The following is a 17,428-nucleotide window of genomic DNA, read 5'->3' on the forward strand; positions in this document are numbered from 1 at the left end:
GCGGCGACGGGATGGGGGGCGGGCTGCTCAGATGGGGTGGACATGGTCTCCTCGTCGAAGCACGGCGATTGCGGTCAGATGATGGACGGGCAGGCGGTCGGGACGAGCAGGACGCGGGCATGGACCGTCGCCGCCAGGTGCTCACCGAGCTGCGGCGGGCCGCGCCGGGCGCACGGGGGCAGCAAGAATGCCGTACTCCGACGACGAGAGGCTCCGTCAATGCGGTCATCGGCTTGCGCCTCCCTCGTTCGGGGTGCCGCAGTACCCGAACCCGATCCGGCACCGCCCCAGCTGGCGGCAGGGGACTGGCGCACCAAGCCGACACCGTGGCTCCCCGCCGCGTGACTCGGCTGGTCGAGGCGACGAACGCGGTAACCGACGCGGGTCTTCCTTGGCGAGAAGGGCCGGTTCGGTTTCGCGCAGGCGGGGCGTAGGTCCGCCCGGCGGGCGCCGCTGCAACAGGTAGGGGGCTCTCGTCGCATAGAGTGCGGGCGCGCAGGTGTCCACATCGTTCACCAAAAGATGATCTTGGGTTCCTTCGCTCTCGTCTCCGCAGGCACCCCTCGGGCCGCACCACCAGGAGGAACCCGTGTCGTCCCCGCAAGTGATCACCCCCGAGGAGATGCTCGCCGAGGCAAAGAGGCAGCTGGGCTTCCCGAGAATTGTCGCGATCTGCGGCTCCACTCGTTTCATGGCCGAGATGGCCGAGGTCGATGTGCGGGAGACCAAGGCGGGGAGGATTGTCGTCAAGCCGGGTTGCGACCTGAAGTCGCCGCACGAGCTCTGGTCCGATCCTGTCGAGGCTGAGGCGTTGAAGGTTCGGCTCGACGAGCTGCACCGGTCGAAGATCTTGCTGGCGGATGAGGTGCTCGTGGTCGGCGACTACATCGGTGACAGCACCCGGGCCGAGATCGCCTACGCCCGGTCGCTCGGCAGGCCTGTGCGATTCACCCACCCCGAAGCCGACCCCGACGCCTGAGAGCCCGCACGGGCACTCGCCGCAGGGACACCGTTGCAGTAGGCCATCCAGCGGCTGGTGTGGTGGGGAGACCGCACTCATGCAGCGGCGGAGCGCATCGCGGCCGTGATGGCGGCAGCGAGAGGTCGCCGGTGGCTCGTCAGGTAGAAGTGGTCGCCCTCGTACAGCTTGAGTCCGCGGAAGTGCGTGGTGAACGCTTCCCAGGAGAGCAGACTGTCCTCGTCGGTCAGCTTGTCGCGGCGGCCTCCGAATACCGAGAGCGGAACAGGCAGCGGCTCGGGGGCACGGGGAGGAGCCCAGGTGTCCAGGAGCTTGAAGTCACCACGGAACACCGGGGCGAACTTGTGCCAGACGGTGTCGTCGTCGAGGAGCTGCGGCTGGCTGCCGCCCGCGGTTCGCAGCCAGCCGCGCAGTTCGTCGTCGGACATCAGGTGAGGGCGGTTGTTGGCGCTGACCTCGCCTCGCGGGGCGCCGTAGGCGGACACCCCCAGCCAGGTGGGGAGCGGGGCCCCCTCGTGGTGAAGGCGGCGGGTGAGCTGGTAGGTGATGAGTGCGCCCATGCTGTGGCCGAAGAACCCGAAGGGCCGGTCGAGCAGGGGCGCGATCGCGGTGTGGACGTAGTCGATCAGCTGGTCGCAGTCGTCGATCAGCGGGAGTGTCTGCAGGTGGCCTCGGCCCGGGGCCTCCAGGAGGCAGAGCTCCCAGTCCTGGGGGAAGAGCTCCGCCCAGCCTCGGTAGAGCAGGTGGGAGCCGCCGGCGTGGTGGAACAGGAACAGGCGCGTCGCTGGGTCGTGTAGCGGCCGCGGGCGGATGACCGGCTGTGCCGGCGTCTTGCTGGCGAGGTTCGAGACGACGACGGCGTGCAGTTCAGCGAGTGTCCTGGCACCGCTGATGATCACGGTGTTCTCCGGGACGCCGAACGCGGTCTCGACGCGGGTGGAGATTTCCAGCATCAGCAGCGAGTCGATGTCAAGCTCGTCGGTGAAGTGCGCCTCGTCGGTGACCTCCTCGGGCTCGATCTCCAGGGCTCCGGCTATCAGAGCGCGAAGCTGCTCGATGTTCACGGGCGCAGTGGTCATGGTGTTCCCCTGGCTCCTGTGTGGATGGACGAGTGGTTGGTCAAGGGGCCAGCAGCAGAACGGCTGCCGCGTCGTGGCGAGGGCCTCCGGCCGTGGCGAGCACGTTCCCGGTGGCGCCGCCCTCCAGATAGGCAGCCCCGGCGGCGCACTGCAGGACGCCCAGTGCCCCGGACAGCGGGCCCAGCTGGGCTTCGAGGTCGATCCGGCGCGTGGCTGCGAGCAGACGGCTCGCCTCGGCACCCGGCTCGTCCCCGAGCCACAGTCCGACGGATCTCTCCTCCGTCACACCGGCGGAGGCCAGCGCCACGGCGAGGTCCCTGGCCCGCGCGTACCCGGTGATCGTGGCGCGCGGCCGTGCGCCACGGGAATAGGCTGCGTCCGCCGGTTCGAGGACGACGGCGACCGCCGCGTCGGTGGATTGCTCGCCAAGCAGCTTCGCCGTCACGTCGTTCGCTGGTTCGACGCCGACGACGATGGCTGCGTCGGCGCGCCCGGCCACAATGAGATTCCGGGCCCAGGCGAGGGCGTCCAGACCGCTCGTGGCGCCGTTGCAGACGGTGAGGTTGGGGCCGCGCAGACGGTAGCGGATGGCGACCCAGCCGGCGATGACGTTGCTTGAGGTCTGAGGCAGGCCCAGCGGGCTGAGGCCCCTGCTGCCTTCCCTGGCGATGGTGTCTGCGGCTTCGCAGACGCTGTCCGCGTTGCCCAGGTTGGTGCTGACCACGACGGCGGTCGCATCGGCCGCGCCCGTGAACGTCGCGTGGGTGTCGGTCAGGCTCGCGTCGTGGAGGGCGAACTCGGCGGCCCGCAGGGCGAGCCGGGAGGCGCGGTCCTTGTGGCGCAGGTCGCGTCCACGGAGGTCGGTGGCCGGGTCGAAGCCGCCCTCGCCGGACAGGGGTCCGAGGAGGTCGCTGTACGCCGCGACACCGGGGAGCGCCAGTCCGATGCCCGTGACGACGACCTCCCGGACGTTCGGGTTCCTCCTGCGCGCGGTGCTCGTCGTGCTCATCGAGCTGCTGCCTCCACGATTGCGACGGCGTTGATCCCTCCGAAGCCGAAGGCGTCGATCTGCGCGATGGCCAGGTCGCCGGAGACGGGGGAGCCCTGCACCAGGTCCAGCCCCGTGGCCTCGGGGATCGGGTTGGTGAGTCCCAGGACCGGGGGTACCGTCCCCTTCTTCATGGCGAGCACGGCCACCAGGAGGCTGAGGAGTCCCGAGCCGCCCAGGGTGTGGCCGGTCATCGCCTTGATGGCGGTCATCCGCGGACCGGGTCCGGCGCTGTCGAAGATGCGGCGCAGGACGCCTGCCTCCGCCGCGTCGTTGCGGGGGGTACCGCTGCCGTGCAGCATCACCAGGTCGATGTCCTGCGCCCGCGCGTCTGCTCTGCGGTAGGCGTCGAGCACCGCGCGGGTGATGCCGTCGGGGTCGGGCGCGGTGGCGTGGTGGGCGTCGCAGTTCATGGACACACCGCGCACCCGGGCGTGCACGGGCCGGCTCGCTGTGCCGGCGCGCTGGATGACGACGGCCGCCGCGCCCTCCCCCATCAGCATGCCCTTGTGGCTGGTGTCGAAGGGACGGAGCGCGTCGGGGATGTCGTGCTGCACCCGGTCGAGCGTGCCGAAGCCGCTCTCGGTGGCGGCGTCGGTGCCCGCGACGACGACCGTGTCGGCCATGCCGAGCTCGATCATGTCGGTGGCCAGGCCCAGCGCGTACAGCGTGGCGGAGCAGGCGTTGGCGAAGGTGTACGTGGTGGCCGCCCCGAAGGTCTCCTTCAGGGCGGTGCCGAAGTGCAGGTCTTTGAGGGCGACTTGCGCGTTGCCCCGCCACCGTAGTTCGAGGCTGCGCTGCTCGCGCATGGTGGTCCCGACGAGCACGGGTACGTGTGCCAGGTCCTGGTCCAGGTCCGCGTCGGCGACTGCCTGGCGGACGACGGTGGTGAGCCAGTGGGTGGCGCGTAGCGGGATGTCGCCGCCGGCCTCGGGCCGGTCGTTGATCTCGTAGGCGTAGGCCGCCCGGTACTTGGCCCGGTCGAACGCCTTCAGGGGCGTGCGGCTTTCCTGGCCTGCGCACAACGCGGCGAAGATCTCCTGGGGGCTGGCGCCGATGTTGGCGACGGCGGCCATGCCCGTGATGTCCCAGGTCACGATTGTGCCGCCTTCCGGAGCTCGAAGGCGGCGAGCTTGCCCGTCGATGTGGTCGGGAGCTCGTCACGGAACTCCAGACGGGCGGGCCGCTTGTAGGCGGCAAGACCGCTGCGGATCGCGGCCATCACCGCGCGCCGCACCATGGCCTCGTCGCATCCCGGCTGGGCCACCAGAAACGCCACGGCCTGCTCCAGGCCGTCGGCGTCACGTCCGCCGACCACCACGCAGTCCTGGACCGCTTCCACGCCGCGGATGACGTTTTCGATCTCACCCGGCGCGACCTTGTAGCCGCCCAGGTTAAGCAGGTCATCGACGCGACAGAGATGGACGAAAGCCCCGTCCGGGGCACGGCGCACTACATCGCCGGTGTAGGCGCCGCCGTCGGCGAAGGTGACCGCTGCAGCCTCCGGCCGACCGATGTAGCCGAGGGCGACGGTCGGGCCGGCGATGTGCAGCCGGCCGTCGACCCCGTCGGCGACGGGCGTGCCGTCCGCGGCGCGAACGGTCGCGGTGATCCCCGGCACCGGGACCCCGAAGGTCCCCGGACGGATTTCCCCTGGCGGGGTGCCGACGACGATGTAGAGCACCTCGGTAGCGCCCAGGCCGTTGAGCAGCTCGGCCTGGAAGGCGGCGCGGATCCGCTCGCTGAGCGGACCCGGCAGATTCTCGCCCGCCGCCACGCACAGCCGCACGGAGTCGACGCAGTCGGAGACGAGCGCTGTCGTGGAGGCGTGCAGCAGCGCCGCGTACAGCCGCGGGACGGAGAACAGCACGGTGGGTCGGTGGCGCTGCATCGCGGCGGCGAGCGAGTGAACGTCGACCGTGCCACGGATGAGCGCGACGCGGGAGCCGGCCGCCAGGGGGCACAGGATGGAGCTGCCGAAGCCGTAGCCGAAGCTCATCCGGGCGCTGGACAGCACGGTGTCCTCGGGCGTCAGCGCCAGTACCGTCCCGATACCGTCGGCCATGGCCGCGATCGCACCCGCCGAGTGCCGCACCCCCTTAGGCATGCCAGTGCTTCCGGAGGTGTACTGCACGAGCGCCTCACAGCCCGCGCTCCACGCGGCGGGGAGCTTGGCCTCCTGCGGGCGGTGCGCGGGGCTGGCCTCGCCCCTCGCCAGAGCAGCGCGGACGTCAGCGCCGGAGAACCGGGGAGTCGTGGCGAACAGCTCCTCCAGAGCGCGTTGCCGCGCTAAGGCCGCGTCCAGGTGCACCATCGCGGCGGCACAGTCGGCGGCGACATAGCGGACTTCGTCGTCCCTGAGTACCGGACTGATCACCACGGGGACGCAGCCGTGCCACCACAAGCCGAGAACGGCGACCACGGTCGCCACGGAGTCGTCGGCGACCAGGAGCCCGCGGGCGCCCTCGGGCACTCCTGCAGCCTGCAGGGCGCCCGCATACCCGCGTGCTGCCTCCAGGAGACCCGCGTAGGTGATCTCCCCGACCTGGGGGTCGAGGTAGCTGGCCCGGTCACCCCGGTCGGCGGCGACATGGCCCGCCACCAGGCGGTCGATCAGGTCGACACCCTGGAGGCTCCTCGCCCGCTCGCCGAGCACGGCCACCGCGGCGTCCAGGCTGGTGAAGACTGCCGCTTCCTGCGCGGACAAGGCTCCGAACTCGCGCTCGACCGCGACCACGACCTCGGCCTTCTCCAAGGAGCTCATGCCCAGATCCTCATAGAACTGGGCACCAGGCTCGATGGCTTCCTTTTCCACCTCAAGGACAGACGCCACGATCTCTCGCAGCCTGTCGCGCGTTATGTCGATGAGTTCCACCGGCAGGAGTCCTTTCCTTGTCCGCGTAGCCGAGAAGCGGGATAGGGGTGGGTAGAGAGGACGAGCAGGCGACCTGCGTCCGTGGACTGCACCGTTCACCAAGACACGTTCTGGGCGAAGATGCGGGAACCGGGTGAGGTGCGGCAGTCCTCGGCGGGTTGGGCTCAGGCGCCCAGGCCCACCTCGCAGGGGAAGGAGACAGACACGCCCAGGGGCTCCTCCGTGAAGATGACCCTCTTGGACAGCGCGGACATGAAGCCAAGCTCGAAGACGGTGCCGCTTCCGACGCGACCGCCCGGGTTGCACACGACGACAGCGTCGGCTTGCCGGAACGCGTCCATGTGCACGTACTTGTGCCGCCAGGTGTCGCGTTCGTTCTTCAAGAGATCCTGATACTCGAAGAGGACGAAGTCGGTGCCCGCGGTCTCCGGCTTGATCCTTGTGGACCGAGGGCTCAGCACTACGGTGCCGCTCTTGCGCAGACAGGTGATGATGTCCTCGATGTACCCCAGAGACTGCTGGAAACTGCCGCAGACGACAGCAGTCCGGAACTCCCTCCGGATCAGGCCTTCCACCATGTCGTTCGAACCGCATGCGGACATGCCTGCGTTCAGGTAGAACTTCTCCAGCTCGGGCCCCACGATGTTGAAGTAGAGGCCCGTGTCGACGTAGACGCTATTGACGAGCGCGTTCGCTTCCGGCTGGGGGAGCTGCTGGAAGACCCCGGTGGCGTGCACGCGCGTGCTCTTGTTGTCGACGGCCTCGGTGAACTCCTTGAGCCCGGCACAGAACGTGCTGACGCTGTCCGCCAGCGCCCCTCCGGCGAGACCGGTTCCGAACGGAAGCCGCTCCCTTGCGAGTAGGCTCAGCTCGCCGCTGTGGAGGCGGTAGACGCTGACACGTTCCGGGCCGAAGTGGACCAGGACCCTGTTTGCCCTGTTTGTCGCCACTGTGCTGCTCTCCTTCCTTTTCGATCTGTCGCGTTGGGGAGCCCTCAGCCAGCGGGGAGTCAGCCGAGGAGGGCGCTGCGGAGGACGGCACTAGCCGCCTTCTCCACGCAGAGCACTGAGGTACTTCTCGGTGAATTCCTCTGTTCTCGCACCGTTGTATTGCGTGATGAAGCGCGGGTGCTCCAAGGGCACGATCTTCCTGAAGAAGCGCTGGCCCTCGTTCACCTTCGAGAGGAACGCAAAGTTCTCGCCGCTGCCGATGCAGTAGCACACCGAGGCATCGATTCCGAATGCCAGCTGACGCTCCAGGGATTTCACGAGGAAAGACCTCAGGAGCCCCAGCAGCTTCTTGTTCTCGTAGTAGTTACAGTTGACCTCTCTTCCCTGGGGGCTTGTTCTCACCAGGCCGAGAGGGCAGACAAAGTTCATGACGAAGTCGGCGTAGAACATTGTCCGGCCCCCGTAGCGCCGGATGACATCGTGCAGGAACCCAGCGGAAGGTCGGCTCACCGCATAGCCGTCGACATCGACTCCCGTTTCGCTTTCGAGGAGCTTGGCATCTTCGAACGGGACCCCGGTCACGGCCGTGCCCCGCCGGGCGGGCGAGCTCCCCAGCACCAGGCGGCGCGGCCTGTCGTCGTCGTAGTACTTGCGGTAGAACGCAGTCGTCACCTCGCGGACACGCTCCTTCTGAAGTCCGCTGAACGGGTTGATGACCGTGAACCCGGGAGGCAGCTCAAGCGTTGTTTCCGCAAGTTCCTGGTTGAACTGCAGGATCCGATCGGCCATGGTCGTTCGCCCGGTCATTGCAGAAGTCCTTCCTTCGTGCTGGTCACTCTGGACAGTCCAGTCACCCCCGGCCGTCTGCAATACGGGCCTCACGCAGAACTGATAGAACGTCGTGGGCATGGTCGGCTGGAGGGGCAGTGGAAACACTAGGCGTGACAGCCGACAGGTAGATCTCGGTGCTTCTTGGGAAAACCCGAATATCTTTGAATCCGGCAGAGCCGAGCTCCGTGCCAATCAGACTGACTGTGTCCATCCCGCGATAGAGGTCGACGAAGTCAGTACCGGGGATGATGAGTCCTGGCACGACGCGGCCTCGCTGAGGAGACAGAAATCCGTTGGCTATGGAGACGATAAGGGTCCCGCCGGGTTTCAGTACTCTGTGCGCCTCTGATGCTGCTGCGGACGTATCGAAGAACGACGAGTTGTACGTCCTCAGGGAGACATACAGATCGTAACTGTTATCCGGTAGGGCAGACAGGTCTTCGGCGCTGGAAACGATGGTTCTCGACGAGGGGATGCGGCTGCTTATATTGGCAAGGCCACGTTCCGCGATGTCAACGAAGGTGATCTGCGGGCAATCCGAAAACAGAGCCGCTGCTTCGTAGCCAGATCCGACGCCGACGTTGAGGATGCTGACGGCAGACAAAGGCCTTGAGGACGACCTCCCGTAAACCGAAATGAAGTCGTCGGTCCACCTCAAGTTGGCGGCACGGGCGTCGTACGCGTAGTCATAGGCACCGTACTTCGCGTCAAAGGCCGCGGACAGTGCGTCGTTGACGGCACGATCAGCCTCTTTGCGCTCGATCCCGTACCTCTGGCAGATGAGCGAAGCGAGCGCGATCCTCCCCCTGTTCGCATTGACATCACGCCTGGAAAGCCCGAACCCCCTCGAACTTAGCTCGGTGGACACGGCTTCGCTGATGCGGTGTGTGGAGTAGTGGGGGTTGCACTCGATATTCTGCTCGCTCGCTGAGTAGCATGCTCGATTCTGCTCAAGGATCTGACGCTGCAAATCGTCGGGGAAGCGATGTACATGACCTCGTGCAGTGACAGGGTCGTCGGCGAGGTAACTCGTCAGCGCGGGATCAGGTAGACCGACATAGACCCTGTCAATGTGCACTTCCTTTAAGAGCCCGCCGAGCTCAAACGAGCATCCCGCTGACAGGGTGTTGATCGTCAGATATGCGCTGTGCGCGCCGATTATTCCGAGCTCCTGAATCCTGTTCCGAAGAGTGCGATACCAGGATGCGCCGGGTGCTTCGCCCTCGAAGGCGGAGCACATCAACTCGTTGTGTTCGGAAACGAGCACAACGCCAACTCGCCGACCTGGGTATGCCGCCCTCTGCGCGACACAAATGGCGTAGTTCATCCAGTCGGTACTGTGCGGACTCATGTGGGCCTCTGCCCCTCAGCCAAACCGCGGGCTAGCGACCAGCCCGCTCCGGTACTCCCCTCTCGCGAACGGCGCCAGGAACGAGCCATCGAGTGCAGGCTGCTGAGCCGAAGGCCGGTCAGAGCGGCTTCGAGGTCGCTCGGCAGGTCGATGAACACACCGTCTCCTTGCTCGTCAAGGTTGGGGGGCGGGCTGGTGCTGTGGCTACGCGCGGGTCCCGCATCCGGTCCGCCCGCCGCGGGCGGGTCGGTCATCGTCGCGCTCCAGGGCCTAGAGGTGGAGGACAGACAAGGCTCGTCAGGCTGGCGTGGACGCGGCCGGCAGCCGCGTGCAGCTGCCGCAGCCTCCAACTGCGCGGTCTCATCGTGAACGGCAAGCGGCGAGCGGTCATCGGCTGCTGCAGACACCCGCATTGAGGGGCAATCACCCGCAATACCAGTGAGACCCCAGGGACTGCCACGCTGGCCCTCTGCTGGGTACGGTGACCAGGAGTCGGCCTCGGACCCGGGGGTGCGTCCATGACCACGATCAGCCGTACGCACCGCTACGCCATCCGCTACGCCGCCACCGTGATCCGCGAGCGCAGCCGACGTGACGGCCTGAGCATTGAGCAGGTGGCCGCCATGATCCAGGCAGAGCTGCCGACGGTGCGTCCGCTGGAGGCCTGGCGCCTCGCCCTTGGCTGGCAGCGCCCGCAGACCATCGAGATGATCGCCGCGCTCTACCGCTCGCGTGGCCTGCGCCCCCCGGGCCTGTCGACGTCGATGCTCTGCCGGTGGGAACACAACGCCAAACGGCCTGGAATCGACTACATCGAGGCCCTGTGCACCGTCTACCAGGCCCGCCCCGATCAGCTCGGCCTCGACGTGGACCACCCGCCCGCTGGGTACAGTGCCAGCGCGTGTGCCCTTCCCGCACCAGAAAAGATGGTGACGATGACCACTGCCGCTGGCCTGCCCGCCGTCCGAGAATCCCTGCAGCTCACCCTGCTGGCCACCGGTACGGCGACAAGCAGCGTCGTCGACCAGGCAGAAGAGGTGATCCAGCACTACGCACTGACCTACAGCAAGCACCCGCCGCACGTGCTGTTCGAGGAGGCCTACCGGACCCGCGCACTGCTGACCGGCGCCCTGGCCCTGTCGCCTGCCGAGCCGGTGGCCACCGGACTGCGCCGCGCCACGGGGTGGCTGTCCGCGCTTCTGGGAAACGCTGCATTCCATCTCAATGACTTGAGCGGGGCACTTGTCCACCTGGTGACAGCCGCCACCTGCGCCGATCGCACTGGCGACAGCCATCTGGCGGCCTGGTCGCAGGGAGCTCGGGCGATGGTGGCCCGCGCCACCGGAGATCACGACCAAGCCCTGAGCCACGCCGAGCGCGGCCTTGCCCTCGTCGCGCGCGGCCTGCCTCGCGCTCAACTCCACGCATGGGCACAGGTGCCCTCCCTTGCCGCCCTCGGGCGCGCCCAGGAAGCCGACCACGCCCTCGCTGAGGCCGGCCGCGCACTCGAAGCGGACACCACAGGGGGCACTCCAGGGCGATTCGGTTTCGACGCGGCGGAGTACCGCCTCCACGAGGCCGAGGCCCACCGGGTGCTGGGACGCACCGACAAGGCGATGGCGGCGGCGGAGGCCTCGCTGGCCGCCTGCACGCCGGGCACGCCCGGGTGGGCGGCCGCCTCGCTGACCCTGGCCCAGGCCGAGGCCCCCGCCCATCCCGACGACGCCGCCCAGCGAGCCCTCGCCGTCCTGGACCAGCATCCGCCCGCCCGGCTCCGGTCGACCGCGCGATCCCGCCTCACCGACCTTGACCGCGTGCTCACCGCGGACACGGCCGCGGTGAGTGAACTGAGGGAGCGGGTCCGGGCTCTGCCCGCCCTCATCGACGCCCAGGGCATTGCCACGACTGCGTGAGGTGGCCTGAGCAGGCGTGGCGTGCAGAGGCCGCCCGCCGGGCGGAGCGGGACGCGGCGCTCGCGCTGTCGCCGCACCAACCGGTGGTTGTGGGCCGGATATCGGTGTGAGCGGTGCTGGCTGTGCCGGCCTGCTGCGTTTGCTGACGCCACGAGCGCGCCAGTCAAGGCCCGTCTTCACGTTGGCCCCTGGGCATCCTGTCGGGGGATTCCTGTGGTCGCAGGGGCGCGGCTCGTGCGGGGCGGGCATGCCCATCGCGTCGATGTATGCGGCTAGCACCACCAGGGCCTGCGGGCTCGCCGGGATCGGCTCGCGCAGCTTCGTGCCTTTGGAGACGACGTAGACGATCTGGGCAGGCCAGTCGAAGTCGGCCGGAGTGACGCCGAGCAGCTCGGAGGCGTGGGCGCCGCTGGAGACGTAGAGCAGCACCGCGGCGCGGTCCCGGTCGTGGTTCATGGCGGCGAAGAACTCGTCCCACATGACATCTGGGATGGCCCGGGGCTCGGTGGCCGGGACGCGCTGGCGAAGGCGGGGGCGGCGGAAGGCCGGCACGGCCTCCGTCGGACTGCGGTGAGCGAGCGCCCGGCGCCGTGCCTCCGAGACCGGCACCGGATTCACCAGCGGGCCGTTGCCCAGATCGCGGTGGAAGTCGTAGAAGCTGGCGACCACGGTCAGCGCGTGGTTGATCGTCGCCGGGGCGTACCCGGCCTTGAGGTAGCGCTTGCCGGTGCGCGGGTTGAGCGATCCGGGCTGCGGCGCGTCCGGCCGGGTGCGGCGGCGCTGCGGATTCGGAGCAAGGTCCCGCAGGTAGGGCGTCACCGAATCGACCGGGCTTCCAGCGGGGGCGAGGACGGTGTACGCCGGGTGCTGGGTTGCCAGCTGAACGACCGAGCCGACGCGGGGCAGGACAGCCCGCCCCTCCATCAGCTGGTTGCGCAGGTGCGATGTCACACAGAACTCCTCGGGCAGTCGGACATCGCAGTGCCCAACGACCTCAAGAAGGTGCAGTTAACACACCAGCCCTGCCCCGGGTGACCGGCGATCACCAATGCGGCCTCCCGGTCGGCGGCGTCGGCACGCGGACAGGGCGGCTGGTGCGGGCATCCGGTCATCTGATGCTCCTCGCGGATCGGTGGGGGTGCGGCGCCATGGCGCCGCGAGAGGGGAGAGGGCGGCGGCCGCCGCCCCAGCGGGCCCGTGCTGGAGCGGCGGCCGGCGGATCCGCTGCCCGCGCCGTGTGAGCGCGTATCCCCCTTTGGCAGCGGCCGCGCTCTCCCGTTCCTGACCTTCCGTACCGCGCCTGCTCGGGGGAGACGCGCGGTACGGAAGCGGGGAGGGCCCGCCGGGGAAGTCGTCCCCAGGGCGGCGAGGGGGCCGTCCCGTCCCCGGAGACGACGGGTCTTCAGAAGGGGTCTTTCAGAGGCAAGGACGCCAGGCAGGCGGCACCGGCGAGCAACGCGATGACGCCCACCGTCAGCACAACCCTCGGCCCGTCCGGCTGCTTCTCCCGGTCCTTGGCCCCACGATCAGGAGCACGGCTGTGAGCAGGAGCAGCAGGACCCTCCCGTGCGTGCGCGGCCGTTCGACGCCTGCGGCGCTTCGGCCCGAGGGTGACCAGAAGCGCGAAGGCCACGACCACGGCTAAGCCCAGGGGCATCATGGCGCGCTCTTCCCGCACATCGTGTCGAAGACCTCGGCGAGAACCCCCCGCAACCGGGATGTCGTCCAGCGCGGTGCCCTCGGCTTCGGTCTGCTTCGGCGCAGTACGGGGCCCGCGCCCGGCACCGGTCTGCTCACGCTCCGCTCGCGGCGTCACATGCCCCGTCGTGGGCTGCTGCATCACCGGTCTCCTTCGTCTTCGTCGGGGTCCTTGATGTACCGGGAGCCGATCAACAGCTCCAGCAGGGAGCAGGTCTCCGGGCCAGCCGCCTGGCCAGCCCAAGATCAGCGCTGTACCGCTGGCCGAGGGCCCTCCGAGAGAGTTGGCGTACGCGCCCTGTGCGCTCATCGTCGAGGAGCTCTCGCGCCCGCTCGGCGGCCGCACTGACCTGCTCCTCGTCCGGGCTGGAGTGCGCGACGGCGATGGTGATCAGTCGCTGAAGCGTGTCGCGCAGGCCGTGAACGAGCTCAGGCAGTTCGTGAGGCGTCGGCGTCTGCGCGCCCAGCGCCCGGTCGAGGTCGTTGAAGGCATGACTGGCGTCGACCAGCGTCCAGCCCTTCAGCGCCTTGAGGATCTTTCCCAACTGGTCGGCGTCGAACGGCGGCGTGAAAGGCTCCGCCGGCATCGGGTGCCCGGGGCGCCCTGGCGGGTTCGCGCAGGGCCGGAGCCCGTCGGCCTGGTCAGGGGGCGTACTGGCTGCCACGGTGACTGGTCGCATCACCCACACTCCATCGCCGTCGAGACCTCCATGGAGCACGAGAGCCAGTCGTCCGTGACACACAGGTCCCTGGTGAGCGCACCGGCAAGAGGGAGACGGCCGACGTTCCCGTCCAGCCCGGCGAGGGCGTCCGTTCCGCAGGGCTGGAAGCCGAGAGGGCCGCCGCGTACGGCGAACCGCACGCTGTCGGTGAAGTGCGCGATGCAGACCTCGATGGTGGGGCCGGAGCCGTAACGCAGCGCGTAGGTGACGAGCTCCTTCAGCACCGTGTTCGCCACGTCGAGCTGCTCCGCCGATTTCACGCCCCAGTCGAGCAGCGTGGAGATGCCGTCGCAGCGGACCTGGTCCACCCAGCAGACGTCGCTGGGGGCTGGCATCGAGGCAGGCAGGACCGAGGTGCGCCGGTGTGCGAACGAGACGCACTCAAGGAACCGCGGCGGAGCTACAGCGGCAGGAGCCGTCGCGTACTCAGCCCTCGCGTGTCCGACCGTCAGCATCCTTCACACCTTCTTTCGCATGTCCGTGAGGTGGACGCGCGCGGCCCGGACCAAGGCCAGGTGGAGTGGGCCGCGCGCGATGCGAGATCGCCTCCGAGTCCGCACAGCGGCAGGCTCTTCCCCACGTCGGAGGCACCCCGCGCGCACCAGAACTGTGGGAAGGAGTCCCACTGAGCTGAGCGCTCAACTACCGTGCTGCATGTGCGATTTACTGTGCAAGGACAATTGCCATCGCGCAGGAAGTGGCAAATGCCTAAGCACAGGCAAGGGCTTGTTCAAGGGGGTACAGGGGGTGGAACACTCAGGGACACGACCCGCAACGGCATCGGACACAGGCCGTGTTGAGCACCGACAGGTTGGGGAGAGGGTTACGCAGTGGCAGCTAAGCGCGGGGCGACGTTTCGACGCAGGGAGCTAGGCAAGGAGCTGCGGAAGCTCCGGGACGGCAAGGGGGAGACGCTTCAGGAGGTGGCCAAGGCTCTCGGCTTCTCCCACACGAAGCTCGCGCGGGTCGAGGTCGGAGAGAACGACCTCCCGCGCGTCAGCGACCTTGAGGCGCTCATCGACCACCTTGCTCCCGACCTTCCGAAAGAGGACTTGGAGACCCTGCTCCAACTGCACCGAGAGTCACTCAGCAGTGAGCCGTGGACGCCCTACAAGGCGTACATGCCCTCGAAGATGCCGACGTACCGCGGCCTGGAGCAGGACGCCACGGTGATGCGCGTGTGGCAGCCCGCCTTCGTGTACGGCCTGTTCCAGACGGAGGACTATGCCCGTTTCCTGTACCAGATCGCCAAGCCGGTCGACGAGACGACGACCGAGTACATCGAGCAGAACGTCCGGCTGCGGCTGGAACGGAAAGAGCTGATCACGCGCTCAGAAGACCCCTTGGAGCTGCGCGTCATCATGGACGAGACAGCCGTCCGGCGCATGGTGGGCAGCCCCGAGGTCATGCGTGCCCAGTACGAAGAGATCGTGAAGCTGGGTGAACTGGACAACGTCACGATTCAGATCCTGCCGCACGACGTCGTGACGTACCGCTCGGAGAGCAACTTCACGATCCTCGACTTCTCCGAAACCCTTGATCCTGTCGTGCAGGTCGACATGCCCAACACGATCAGCGTCACCGACGAGCGGCGAGAGGTCCAGCGAAACGCCCGCCGCTTCGACGCCATGCGCGACAGCGCCTTGCCCCCGGCTCGAACGCCCGGGTTTCTGCAACAACTAGCGCGAGAGTGGATGTAGCCATCAATACCAAGACCAGGGCCCTGGACGTGGCCCCAGAATCCGCATGGTTCAAGTCCTCTTACAGCAACGACACCGGTGGTTCGTGCGTCGAGGTCGCCAACCTGCGATACCACCAGCAGGTCGGTGTCCGTGACTCCAAGAACAGGATCGGCCCGGCCTTCGTCGTCAGCGCCACGGCCTGGAGTTCCTTCGTGGGCCAGTACAACTCCCTTGACACCAACTGGGGCGTGGCCCGCACCGGCACGTGACCGAGGGGCTCGACGCCGCTGAGTTCGTTGTACGACGGGGGTTCGCCTCCCCCAGGCGCTATCCGGGGGAGGCGAACCCCACGCCGTACAGACGTACCCAATCGCACCGGCCATAGGCGGCAGCCCCCGCTGCATCTGCTCGACCCATGCCTGCGGGGTCAGTCGCACCGTTCACGGCGCCGTCCTACCGAAGCCGGGCTGAACCGGCGAACCTGCACATCATCAGCCCCGCGGCCCCCACGACAGCAGCGATCCATACCTTCGCGACAAGCTTCCCGAGCGTCACGGCCGCGATCGGCAGGCCCGCGATGGCCGCGTACGTCACGATGTCGATGACGACGCCAGCGGCGAGCACCGCGCCGGCCACTGCCCACTTCCCGTGTGGTCGCAGCGCCTTCCACGCCGCAGCGGTCACCAGCTCGGTGGCGAAGAAGGCCAGGACAGTCGCGACGACCAGGGAGGCCGGTGCCAGGAGCGCGGCGAGGACGCTGCCGGGAAGCCACATGAGCAGTACGACGGACCGGCCGTAGGCGTCGATCGCGGCCCCGCGCGCCCAGGTGGTGAGCGCGGACACCGCGGTCCCGGCCGGGGCCGCGAGGCCGGGACCGACAGGGACGAGCCCCAGGTACGTGGTGAGCACTGGCGCGGCGACGAGACATGCCAGGTACACCGTCGGCGTGCACTGGGCCCTTAAGGACGCCGGAGCAGCTCTGGAAGCCGGCCGTGGTCTGCACCCTGATCAGTTCAGGACGGCCGAGAGAAAGGGCCGCCTCCTTACCGAGCGCGGCCGCGTCTATCTCCTCGCTGACCGGCCCGAGCAGGCGGTCGGCGACTTTCTGCGTGCCGCACGTGCGGCACCGGGCGAGGGCCGCGAGCGCCCGTCCATCCGCCGGGATATCGAACAGCTGCGAGCCCGGCGCCCGCGCGCGTCCGGTATGCGGGAGCTCGCCGCGGCTGCCGGACTGCCGGCTTGAGCGCTTCCCGTCCCGTCGGGGCGCCGACCCCCGGAGCCTGCACTCGGCGTGCCTGCGGAGCACTCCCGCTGTAGCTGTGACGGTGCAAGGTTTTCTCCGGGTGCCCCCAGCAGCCCTTCTCCGGCTCCCGGCAGGAGGCGGCTTTCATGTTGCCTACACTTGCCCTGAGGGAACCTAACTGAGAAGGTCGCAGCACGTACCCAGGGGGAGTCGAACACTTTCAGGCTGGGCATGGCTTTGTTGCGGACGGGTCCCAGCAGGGCGCGTCATCGTGATGGGATCCGTGTTCCGTGGCCCGTGGCCAAGTTCGGGTGGGTGTTGGCACGTCAGGACGGTGTGGATGAGTGGCGTACGGCTTGAGGAGCCGCAGAGGATTGCGGAGCGCCTCAACTTCCTTTTCGCGCGGGTCTACTCACGTGAGACGGGGCCGAAAACCAGTGAAGAGGTCAGCCTGGCTACGGGGGTCCCTGCCGAGGACATTGCCAGGCTCAGGCGGGGGCTGCCTCTGGATGCGGTTGCCTCGGACGAGGAGCTCTTCCGAATGAGGCTTGAGCACCTGATGATTAACCGCTTGGGGACCCGATCCATCTCTGATGTAGCCAAAGCATGCGGAAAGACGCGCCAATGGCTTTCTAACCTAAGAATGGGCATTTCGGGCCCGAGGCTGGACTCTACCGTGCGTCTCGCGCGATTCTTCGACGTGGACACGAACTTCTTCACCGACGATCACCTCGAAGCCCTCGCACGCCATTTCGGGATCGAATGCGGGGTAGAGTTCTTCACCGCTGCCGACGATTCCCCCGCCGTCATAGAAGCGCAGCAACAGGTTGAGCTCGCCGTGGTACTGCGCGAGGCTGGGGGTATCCCCGCAGTACTGGGACGCATCCTCGGATCCTTTCCGGAGTCCCGGGGCTAGTCAGCACAATCCGTTCTGGTGAGGAGAGCAGGGCGTGGGGGGAAAAATCAGGGAGTCCCTCGCCGCAGTCGCAGCCAGTGTGCGAGAGGGCCACGAACTTCGGCGACTACGCAAGGACTTTCGGACGTCGACTAACTTGCC

The 17,428-nt window shown here is 68.0% G+C and carries 17 protein-coding genes; 5 read left to right on the forward strand and 12 right to left on the reverse strand.

What is annotated here, in order from left to right; translation table 11 throughout:
* Positions 1 to 589 precede the first annotated feature (589 nt).
* Positions 590 to 979 carry a hypothetical protein gene (locus ACIG3E_RS33450; protein WP_399623379.1) on the forward strand — a complete coding sequence of 130 codons (390 nt, stop codon included), beginning with the start codon at positions 590 to 592 and terminating at the stop codon, positions 977 to 979.
* 77 nt (positions 980 to 1,056) lie between these two features.
* Here the strand turns inward: ACIG3E_RS33450 and ACIG3E_RS33455 are convergent, their stop codons facing one another.
* The 7 genes from ACIG3E_RS33455 to ACIG3E_RS33485 all read right to left on the reverse strand — a co-directional run bounded on the left by ACIG3E_RS33455 (position 1,057) and on the right by ACIG3E_RS33485 (position 9,089).
* On the reverse strand, positions 1,057 to 2,058 hold the full coding sequence (locus ACIG3E_RS33455) for a thioesterase domain-containing protein (RefSeq protein WP_399623381.1): 1,002 nt from the start codon (positions 2,056 to 2,058) through the stop codon (positions 1,057 to 1,059).
* Positions 2,059 to 2,098: 40 nt separating this feature from the next.
* On the reverse strand, positions 2,099 to 3,067 hold the full coding sequence (locus ACIG3E_RS33460; protein ID WP_399623383.1) for a beta-ketoacyl synthase N-terminal-like domain-containing protein: 969 nt from the start codon (positions 3,065 to 3,067) through the stop codon (positions 2,099 to 2,101).
* On the reverse strand, positions 3,064 to 4,203 hold the full coding sequence (locus ACIG3E_RS33465) for a beta-ketoacyl synthase N-terminal-like domain-containing protein (protein ID WP_399623384.1): 1,140 nt from the start codon (positions 4,201 to 4,203) through the stop codon (positions 3,064 to 3,066). The genes ACIG3E_RS33460 and ACIG3E_RS33465 overlap by 4 nt, the downstream gene beginning before the upstream one ends.
* Positions 4,200 to 5,981: an AMP-binding protein gene (locus ACIG3E_RS33470; protein ID WP_399623386.1), complete on the reverse strand. Its 1,782-nt coding sequence runs from the start codon at positions 5,979 to 5,981 to the stop codon at positions 4,200 to 4,202. The genes ACIG3E_RS33465 and ACIG3E_RS33470 overlap by 4 nt, the downstream gene beginning before the upstream one ends.
* Positions 5,982 to 6,145: 164 nt before the next feature.
* A complete protein-coding gene (locus tag ACIG3E_RS33475) occupies positions 6,146 to 6,931 on the reverse strand; it encodes a nucleoside 2-deoxyribosyltransferase (protein WP_399623388.1) in 786 nt (261 codons plus the stop codon).
* 90 nt (positions 6,932 to 7,021) lie between these two features.
* The gene (locus tag ACIG3E_RS33480) at positions 7,022 to 7,738 is read right to left on the reverse strand and encodes a uracil-DNA glycosylase family protein (protein WP_399623390.1); all 717 of its coding nucleotides are present in this window, start codon (positions 7,736 to 7,738) and stop codon (positions 7,022 to 7,024) included.
* Between the two features lie 43 nt (positions 7,739 to 7,781).
* Positions 7,782 to 9,089, reverse strand: coding sequence for a methyltransferase domain-containing protein (locus ACIG3E_RS33485; RefSeq protein ID WP_399623391.1), 1,308 nt, complete (start codon positions 9,087 to 9,089; stop codon positions 7,782 to 7,784).
* Between the two features lie 542 nt (positions 9,090 to 9,631).
* On the opposite strand from ACIG3E_RS33485, the gene ACIG3E_RS33490 reads away from it, so the two are divergent.
* The gene (locus tag ACIG3E_RS33490) at positions 9,632 to 11,026 is read left to right on the forward strand and encodes a Twin-arginine translocation pathway signal (protein ID WP_399623393.1); all 1,395 of its coding nucleotides are present in this window, start codon (positions 9,632 to 9,634) and stop codon (positions 11,024 to 11,026) included.
* Positions 11,027 to 11,973: 947 nt separating this feature from the next.
* Here ACIG3E_RS33490 and ACIG3E_RS33495 read toward each other — a convergent pair.
* The 4 genes from ACIG3E_RS33495 to ACIG3E_RS33510 all read right to left on the reverse strand — a co-directional run bounded on the left by ACIG3E_RS33495 (position 11,974) and on the right by ACIG3E_RS33510 (position 13,781).
* Complete coding sequence (locus tag ACIG3E_RS33495; RefSeq protein WP_399623395.1) at positions 11,974 to 12,138, reverse strand: DUF5999 family protein; 165 nt, start codon at positions 12,136 to 12,138, stop codon at positions 11,974 to 11,976.
* A 290-nt stretch (positions 12,139 to 12,428) separates the two neighbouring features.
* Positions 12,429 to 12,866: a hypothetical protein gene (locus ACIG3E_RS33500; RefSeq protein ID WP_399623397.1), complete on the reverse strand. Its 438-nt coding sequence runs from the start codon at positions 12,864 to 12,866 to the stop codon at positions 12,429 to 12,431.
* A 49-nt stretch (positions 12,867 to 12,915) separates the two neighbouring features.
* A complete protein-coding gene (locus tag ACIG3E_RS33505) occupies positions 12,916 to 13,311 on the reverse strand; it encodes a hypothetical protein (RefSeq protein WP_399623399.1) in 396 nt (131 codons plus the stop codon).
* Between the two features lie 92 nt (positions 13,312 to 13,403).
* A complete protein-coding gene (locus tag ACIG3E_RS33510; protein WP_399623401.1) occupies positions 13,404 to 13,781 on the reverse strand; it encodes a hypothetical protein in 378 nt (125 codons plus the stop codon).
* A gap of 495 nt (positions 13,782 to 14,276) precedes the next feature.
* Here ACIG3E_RS33510 and ACIG3E_RS33515 point away from each other — a divergent pair, with 495 nt between their 5' ends.
* Positions 14,277 to 15,146 carry a helix-turn-helix domain-containing protein gene (locus tag ACIG3E_RS33515; RefSeq protein WP_399623403.1) on the forward strand — a complete coding sequence of 290 codons (870 nt, stop codon included), beginning with the start codon at positions 14,277 to 14,279 and terminating at the stop codon, positions 15,144 to 15,146.
* Between the two features lie 29 nt (positions 15,147 to 15,175).
* Positions 15,176 to 15,397 (forward strand): DUF397 domain-containing protein, encoded by a 222-nt coding sequence (locus tag ACIG3E_RS33520; protein ID WP_399623405.1) that lies wholly within the window; start codon positions 15,176 to 15,178, stop codon positions 15,395 to 15,397.
* Positions 15,398 to 15,581: 184 nt separating this feature from the next.
* On the opposite strand, the gene ACIG3E_RS33525 is transcribed toward ACIG3E_RS33520, so the two are convergent.
* A complete protein-coding gene (locus ACIG3E_RS33525; protein WP_399623407.1) occupies positions 15,582 to 16,067 on the reverse strand; it encodes a hypothetical protein in 486 nt (161 codons plus the stop codon).
* Between the two features lie 644 nt (positions 16,068 to 16,711).
* Between ACIG3E_RS33525 and ACIG3E_RS33530 the strand changes: the two genes are divergently transcribed.
* On the forward strand, positions 16,712 to 17,287 hold the full coding sequence (locus ACIG3E_RS33530; protein ID WP_399623409.1) for a helix-turn-helix domain-containing protein: 576 nt from the start codon (positions 16,712 to 16,714) through the stop codon (positions 17,285 to 17,287).
* Positions 17,288 to 17,428 lie beyond the last annotated feature (141 nt).

Origin of the sequence: Streptomyces sp. NPDC053474, from assembly GCF_044544845.1 — a bacterium.
In the GTDB taxonomy this organism is placed as follows: domain Bacteria; phylum Actinomycetota; class Actinomycetes; order Streptomycetales; family Streptomycetaceae; genus Streptomyces.

Excerpts from the sequence above, each read along its gene's own strand:
- ACIG3E_RS33455 (WP_399623381.1), bottom strand. The coding sequence starts at position 2,058 with ATGACCACTGCGCCCGTGAACATCGAGCAGCTTCGCGCTCTGATAGCC.
- ACIG3E_RS33460 (WP_399623383.1), bottom strand. The coding sequence starts at position 3,067 with ATGAGCACGACGAGCACCGCGCGCAGGAGGAACCCGAACGTCCGGGAG.
- ACIG3E_RS33480 (WP_399623390.1), bottom strand. The coding sequence starts at position 7,738 with ATGACCGGGCGAACGACCATGGCCGATCGGATCCTGCAGTTCAACCAG.
- ACIG3E_RS33485 (WP_399623391.1), bottom strand. The coding sequence starts at position 9,089 with ATGAACTACGCCATTTGTGTCGCGCAGAGGGCGGCATACCCAGGTCGG.
- ACIG3E_RS33490 (WP_399623393.1), top strand. The coding sequence starts at position 9,632 with ATGACCACGATCAGCCGTACGCACCGCTACGCCATCCGCTACGCCGCC.
- ACIG3E_RS33495 (WP_399623395.1), bottom strand. The coding sequence starts at position 12,138 with ATGACCGGATGCCCGCACCAGCCGCCCTGTCCGCGTGCCGACGCCGCC.
- ACIG3E_RS33500 (WP_399623397.1), bottom strand. The coding sequence starts at position 12,866 with ATGCAGCAGCCCACGACGGGGCATGTGACGCCGCGAGCGGAGCGTGAG.
- ACIG3E_RS33505 (WP_399623399.1), bottom strand. The coding sequence starts at position 13,311 with ATGCCGGCGGAGCCTTTCACGCCGCCGTTCGACGCCGACCAGTTGGGA.
- ACIG3E_RS33510 (WP_399623401.1), bottom strand. The coding sequence starts at position 13,781 with ATGCCAGCCCCCAGCGACGTCTGCTGGGTGGACCAGGTCCGCTGCGAC.
- ACIG3E_RS33530 (WP_399623409.1), top strand. The coding sequence starts at position 16,712 with ATGAGTGGCGTACGGCTTGAGGAGCCGCAGAGGATTGCGGAGCGCCTC.